This is a genomic window from Sediminibacterium sp. FW305-C-61 (assembly GCF_058231065.1).
In genome coordinates, this window is record NZ_JBIQXR010000001.1 from 916,452 (window position 1) to 923,261 (window position 6,810).

The 6,810-nt window shown below is 40.1% G+C and carries 4 protein-coding genes; 3 read left to right on the top strand and 1 reads right to left on the bottom strand.

The window, feature by feature from the left end; translation table 11 throughout:
* Nucleotides 1-22: 22 nt before the first annotated feature.
* From ACH30E_RS03935 to ACH30E_RS03945, 3 genes are all read left to right on the top strand, one after another.
* Nucleotides 23-1,060 carry a sialidase family protein gene (locus ACH30E_RS03935; RefSeq protein WP_490823723.1) on the top strand — a complete coding sequence of 346 codons (1,038 nt, stop codon included), beginning with the start codon at nt 23-25 and terminating at the stop codon, nt 1,058-1,060.
* A gap of 160 nt (nt 1,061-1,220) precedes the next feature.
* Nucleotides 1,221-3,332, top strand: coding sequence for a hypothetical protein (locus ACH30E_RS03940; protein WP_490823724.1), 2,112 nt, complete (start codon nt 1,221-1,223; stop codon nt 3,330-3,332).
* 266 nt (nt 3,333-3,598) lie between these two features.
* The gene (locus tag ACH30E_RS03945; RefSeq protein ID WP_490823725.1) at nt 3,599-4,906 is read left to right on the top strand and encodes a gliding motility protein GldB-related protein; all 1,308 of its coding nucleotides are present in this window, start codon (nt 3,599-3,601) and stop codon (nt 4,904-4,906) included.
* A gap of 20 nt (nt 4,907-4,926) precedes the next feature.
* Here the strand turns inward: ACH30E_RS03945 and ACH30E_RS03950 are convergent, their stop codons facing one another.
* A complete protein-coding gene (locus ACH30E_RS03950; RefSeq protein ID WP_490823726.1) occupies nt 4,927-6,363 on the bottom strand; it encodes an AAA family ATPase in 1,437 nt (478 codons plus the stop codon).
* Nucleotides 6,364-6,810: the final 447 nt, after the last annotated feature.

A 6,810-nucleotide genomic window follows, 5' to 3' on the forward strand; every position in this document is an offset into this window, starting at 1 on the left:
AGCAAATACTTATTTTTATCTCATGCGCTTACCTTTTCGGATTATTACCATTTTTGTGTTTAGTATACCCGTTGCTGCTTTGCATGGGCAAAAAGTATTGGGTCTGGTAACAGCAGAAAATATATTCGCAAACGCACCCTTCAAATCCTGTCATGCAGCAACCATCTGCTCTCTCAACAACGGCACATTAATGGCCGCCTGGTTCGGGGGCAATTTTGAAGGTGACTCATCAGTAGCCATCTGGGGTTCCTTTTATAAGAACAACCAATGGACCACACCTGTTCAAATTGCCACCGGTAGCTTAAATGGCAAACAATATGCCTGCTGGAATCCTGTATTGTTTACTGGTAAAAATGGGAAACTCTTCCTGCATTATAAAGTAGGCGCCGACCCACGTCACTGGAAAGCATTTTATAAAACTTCAACAACCAATGGACTTACCTGGTCAACAGCCTCTCAATTACCGGATAGTTTATTAGGGCCTATTAGAAACAAGCCACTAATACTTTCAAATGGCGATATACTTTATCCTTCCAGTAGAGAGAGTGAAGATGAAAAAAACTGGACAGCTCATTTTGAACAATCATCGGCCGATAACTTGAACTGGCGAAGCTATTCTTTACCTCCTACCGAATTTGGCATCATTCAACCTACATTGTTGCAGTACAAAGACAAACGCATACAGGCACTATTTCGTAGCCGGCAAAATATGATTGTGCAGAGTTGGTCGACCGATGGTGGTAAACACTGGTCGGTGCCAACTGCCACAGGTTTACCTAATCCTAATTCGGGTATTGATGCAGTAAGCTTAGATAATGGCACAAAACTGTTGGTGTACAATCCGCTTAAGGCAGGGGCCAATTGGTGGGAGGGAAGAAGTGTACTCAAAGTAGCCGCTTCAACGGATGGTATAACCTGGAAAGATGTCTATACACTGGAAGATCATCCAGAAGGTGAGTATAGCTATCCGGCAATTATAGTGGATGCGAAAAATAATATCCATATTGTTTACACAGCGAAGAGAGCTGTTATCAGGCATGTGGTGTTGCGGATGCAATAATTTATGGGAAAACGGAATACTACGCTTAAATAAACACGGCTTTAACTGGGTCGTGCTTTGGTATAATAAACGTAAGGATGACAATTATTTCCGAATAAACACTATTTTTAACCCAACCAACGTATTCTAATAACCAAAGCGCCACAAATGAGTTATCCCAATGATGAAAAACACACGACCTACCATAGGCATCCCGAACAGGATGTTGTTGAGTATGGTGTTGTTCCTGATTACCCTTAGCGGTTTACAGGCCCAAAAAAATCTAGTTCCAAACAGCAAAGTTAGCCAACGCTTTGTGCACCATGCCATGGGTAATCCTTATTTGCCACTGTGGGAGCATTTACCTGATGGTGAGCCAAGGGTATTTGAGGATCCGGATAAACCGGGAAAGTACAGAGCATACATTATTGGCTCACATGATTTAAGATTTACCAGTTATTGTGGTCCTGATATCAGGATATGGTCTGCACCAGTAGAAGACCTATCAAGCTGGCGCGATGAAGGTGCTGTTTTTACTTATCAGTCAGAGGATAAATGGGATGTAATGTATGCACCTGATCTGGTAGAAGTAAAAAGAAAGAATGGTAAGAAGGAATACTATTTATATCCGCATAGCCGTGGTCCAAACAGAGAACCCATGGTTGCAAAATCTAGTCGCCCAGACGGACCATTCACACCTGTTAATCTTACAGAAGACGGAAAGCGTACAGTACCTGGAAGCATTTTAGGTTTCGATCCCGCCATTTATATTGAATATGTGACTGATCCGAAAGACCCGGACTATGAAATAGGCTTTCGTGCCTATGCATACTGGGGTTTTCAAAGATCATTAGCAGCGCAATTGGATCAGAATACAATGTATTCACTCAGACCAGGTACTAAAATCATCGATCGGTTTTTACCTGCCAGTTCAAGGTATGGGATGCTTCGCGATCCGCAGGGTACTGTATATCCACAAATTTATCCAGGCGAAGACCTGGGTACTTTCAACTTCTTTGAAGCTTCCTCTATCCGTAAAGTGGGTAATAAATTCGTGTCGATCTATAGCGGTTATTCAGGACCGGAATATGGGGTAGGAAGTTCTAACTCCACTTTGCGTTATGTTGTAGGTGATTCGCCATTAGGTCCATGGAAAAGTGGTGGTGTATTGGTTGATTCACGTGCACCTGTATTAAATAAAACAGGGTCTGCTATCCAAACCACTAATGCCGGACACAATACACATGGCAGTATTCAGGAGATCAATGGACAATGGTATGTGTTTTATCACCGTCCCCCACGTGGCTTTGGTTTTGCACGTCAGGCAATGGTTGCGCCAATTTCAATAACATGGGATGAGAAACCTGTTTCAGAAGGTGGTATGGTATATATGCGTGCTTTTGACCCTTATGCACCTAACAAAATACATGAAGTAAAAGACAGTGCAGGAAAAGAATACAAAGGAGCAGAAGTAACTTCTGAAGGTTTTCATTTTTATGGACTGGACCCATACCGATATTATTCTGCGGGTTATGCTTGCTATCTATCCGATAACAGTATTCAACAAGACTCATGGGATATTTGGGATAACCACATGCCCATTACCAAAGTGAAAAATGGACATATCATCGGCTATAAATATTTTGGTTTTGGCGGATTAACCAAAAACAACAAAGGATTGCCGGCTTTTGAGGGAACAAAAAAAGGAAATAAAACAGCGTTCAATCTTTTCCTCACACCTAAAACAAGCAAATCATTTAAAGTAAATGTTTGGTTGGATGGTCCATGGGACAATGCAGCCTGGAAAGGCAAAAAAATAGGTGAGATTGTAGTTCCTGAAAATGCAAAGCAAGAGAGTACACAGTTTACGATAGATGTTGCTGCGTTTGTAGATCATCTTGATAAAAAACATGCTATTTACCTGGTTGCTGAAGGAGCAGAATCGGAACTGCTGTTTGATATACAGGGTTTAGGTTTTAGTTCTTTAAAAAAGAAAATTACCCGTCCTGTTCCACCAGTGGTAACCATTACAGTAAATGGAACTGACCTCAGCTTACCTGAAACACCCGTACGTTCAAATAATACAAATGGTTTGGTAAACTATGGGGAATATGAAGTGAGCTATCCGCTGCCTGCAGGTACTTCCAGTATTCCGGTTGTTACAGCAAAAACCAATAATCCTTCGGTAAAAGTATCCGTAACCCAATCAACTTCCCTATCCGGAAAGGCAGTGGTGAAGTTAGATTATAAGGGTGTGGTTAAAACCTATACTGTGTTGATGGTAACAAAATAAATCTGTTATTACTGTTACCTTTGAAATATAAAAGTAATAAAATCTTAAAGCCACAGATTCACAGATTAATCCGCTTTAATCTGTGAATCTGTGGCTTTAAAATTTTCATCCTTCGAAATTCAATATTTTTTTCAGTGTAGTGCACTTAACATAAATAAGTTAATCGCAGAATCTAGGCTTTGCATAATCAGGGTCTGCCAATTAATTTTAAATTCGAGCTATTCAGTTTGAATTTTCAGATTATATTGTCATTGAAATCCATTCGTATGTTTCAGAAATCCTGTAAGTACTTTTTATTAGTGTTACTAACCTTATTTCATCTTTGTTATACGAACAATGCCACTGCACAAAGTAGTAATGCCAGGGCTATTGCATTGAAGGTTTCTGCTGATAGTCTGGCAGACAAGAATGCTTACAGGGCCGCCGCAGGTTTATATATGAAAGAATTTCAGGCAAGAACCATGAAGCCTTTCAAAAAGTCGGCGCTTATTAATGCGGCTTATTATTATAGCATGGTGCAAATGCCCGACAGTGCATTGTATGCACTTGATCTCGCTACCAGGAAATATGGTTTTGCCGGTGTAGAATTTTTAACCAGCGATAGTCTAATGTTATCACTTGCTGATAAACGATTGTATAAAAAAATAATCAGCAGGTTGAAAAAAAATGAAGCAACAAAAAAGAACCCGCTAACAGCTACAATCAATACCAGTGATATCAGTTTATTCTGGAAAGTGTATGACCGTTTTATAAAAGATACATCGCAGGCAGCAAATCTTTTTTTAACTGAATATTTCGAAAAAGGTACCGTTGCATTACAGGAATATTACAGGGTTAAAACAAAAAATATCGGAGGTGTCAGAGGATTTGCGAATAACATGAAAAAAATGCCCAGATTCTATGCGGGCATAAGAGAAAACACAAAAAAAGTCGCTTCACTTACCGATAGTATCAGAGCCATTTATCAGCAACTGAAAGTATGGTACCCGGATGCAATTTTCCCAACACTCAGTTTTCATATTGGTGGATGGAGTTCGGGCGGTACCGTATCAGATTACGGATTACACGTTGGTGCAGATATGTATGCCAACAATCCAGATACCGACAAATCGGAGCTGGACGACTGGCAAAAAAATAATTCCGTGCTATTCAGTAACCTGAAATATGTAGTGGCACATGAATTAATTCATGCACAGCAAAACAGCATGCGTTCAGATACAACATTGCTTAAATATGTGATAGTAGAAGGCATGGCAGATTTTATAGGTGAACTGATCTCCGGTAAAACCGCCAATGAATTTCAGATTAACTGGGCAAAAGGGAATGAGAAACGTATCTGGGAGGCCTTTAAAAAAGAAATGTACCTCGACAGATATAATAACTGGATCGCTAATAGTAGTCAGAACAGGCCAGACTGGCCCGCTGATCTGGGTTACTGGGTAGGTTATCAGATTTGTAAAGCCTATTTCGAGGAAGCCAGCGACAAAAAGCAGGCGATCTACGACATGCTTCATCTCAGCGATTACAAAGGATTTCTGGAGAAAAGTAAGGTAGAGGTGAAGATGTTGAGGTGAGATGTGAAAGGTTACTGGCTTCAATCAAACAATATATCCATCTTTAACTCATTCTCCATCAACTGTGTTTTATAATCGTTTTCAAACACACCATAGGTGGTAATCATACAGAGTAGTAATGCCTTTTTGGTCTTTGTTTGTTTTCGAAAACTGGTTAGTTTGTTGGATAGTTCATCGGCGTATTTTTTTGTAATAGTAAATTCAGTATTACTAAATTTCATTTCAAAAATATTAATGCAATTGTCTGCCCTGTCAATCAGCAAATCAATTTGCGCACCTGTTTCAGCGCTGCTTCCTGCTACCTGCCAGGAATAGTAAGATGAGTGAATGCCCGCTATTTGCAGCCCTTTTTTAATCTGTTCTATATGTGTGAAGCAGAGATTTTCAAATGCATATCCGCACCACGACTGGTAAGCTGTAGTGGTGTGGAGTTGTTGCCAGTTGTTTTTTTCATTGGCTTTGGTATGTTGCATGAACTTCAGGTAAAAGAGCGAAAATTCATCTGTAAGACGATATAAGGCATTCTTCTCCTGTTTGCCATAGGGGTAAATTTTTAGGATAAATCCACTTTCTGTCAGTTCGTTGAGTGCTGTGGTGATACCGCCACCCGTGGTTAGCTTACCTGTTGCAAGTAATGCTGTTCTGGTAAGTCCTTTATTTTTCTTTGCCAGTGCTTTTATTATCTGAATATGCTTTTCCGGGTTATTAAAAAGAGCTTGGTACAGATTGTCAAATTCATTGGTCAGAGCACCGTCTTTGGAAAAACATATTTTGTCAATGTTCTGTGCCGCACTCCTGCCTCTTTCAATGGCATTCAGGTATTGTGGTATCCCACCCAGAGTCATGTATAATTGAAGTAACTGGTATTTGTCGGGTTTTATATTTCTATGGGCTAGGTATTTTTCAGTTTCACCCAATGTGAATGGGAGTAACCGAATGCGTTGCGTTACACGATTGTGTAAGCCTCCCCGGTTATTGAGTATTTTAGCGATAATCCAGGAAGCTGCTGAGCCGCATATAACAACCAATATATCTGTTCTTTTAGACGCATACATATTCCAGAAATAGCTAAAAGCAGAAAGGAACCCAGATTTGTGACTGTCGAGCCAGGGCAGTTCATCAAAAAAAAGCACTTTCTTTTGGCGGTCTTTTTTGGTATCCAGACAATTTTCTAATAACTGGAAAGCAGCTTGCCAACTGGAGGGTGTAACTGGCGGTTTATGTTCGGGAAAACAAGTTCCGATCTGAATGGCAAAATTGATTAACTGTTCATTTGTTTTCCCCTGGTATTGTCCACTGCAAGAGAAGGTAAGATTGTCTTTATAATAGGTTTTTATAAGGAAGGTTTTGCCTACCCGTCTTCTGCCATATATGGCAAGTAATTCGGGAGCATTGGATTTCAGCAGGTTTTCAAGAATCGTTTTTTCGGCTTCTCTTCCTATAATTATTGAAGACATGGTATTATTATTAGTTGCCAAAACTATGCAAAAAATATTAGTTTTGGCAACTAATAATTTTATTGGTCGCCAAAACTATGTTTTACAATCGAGTTTTGGCAGCTAATAATATTGGTGAATAAGTGTCATTACTTGCCACTCGACGTTGTTGGCGGACTGACCTAATGACTTCTGATAATAAAAAAGCCCGCCTTCGCTTTTCAGCTTCGGCGGGCGAGTAGTCCCGACAGGAATCGAACCTGTATCTAAAGTTTAGTCCCCACAGTACTGTGGGGATATTCTATCCATTGAACAGCGCATATTGAATATCAAATTTTTAAGATACTAGGCATAAAAAAGCCCGCCTTCGCTTTTCAGCTTCGGCGGGCGGGTAGTCCCGACAGGAATCGAACCTGTATCTAAAGTTTAGTCCCCACAGTACTGTGGGGATATTCTATCCATTGAACA

Coding starts and splice junctions, on each gene's coding strand:
- ACH30E_RS03940 (WP_490823724.1), top strand. CDS start 1,221: ATGATGAAAAACACACGACCTACCATAGGCATCCCGAACAGGATGTTG.
- ACH30E_RS03935 (WP_490823723.1), top strand. CDS start 23: ATGCGCTTACCTTTTCGGATTATTACCATTTTTGTGTTTAGTATACCC.
- ACH30E_RS03945 (WP_490823725.1), top strand. CDS start 3,599: ATGTTTCAGAAATCCTGTAAGTACTTTTTATTAGTGTTACTAACCTTA.
- ACH30E_RS03950 (WP_490823726.1), bottom strand. CDS start 6,363: ATGTCTTCAATAATTATAGGAAGAGAAGCCGAAAAAACGATTCTTGAA.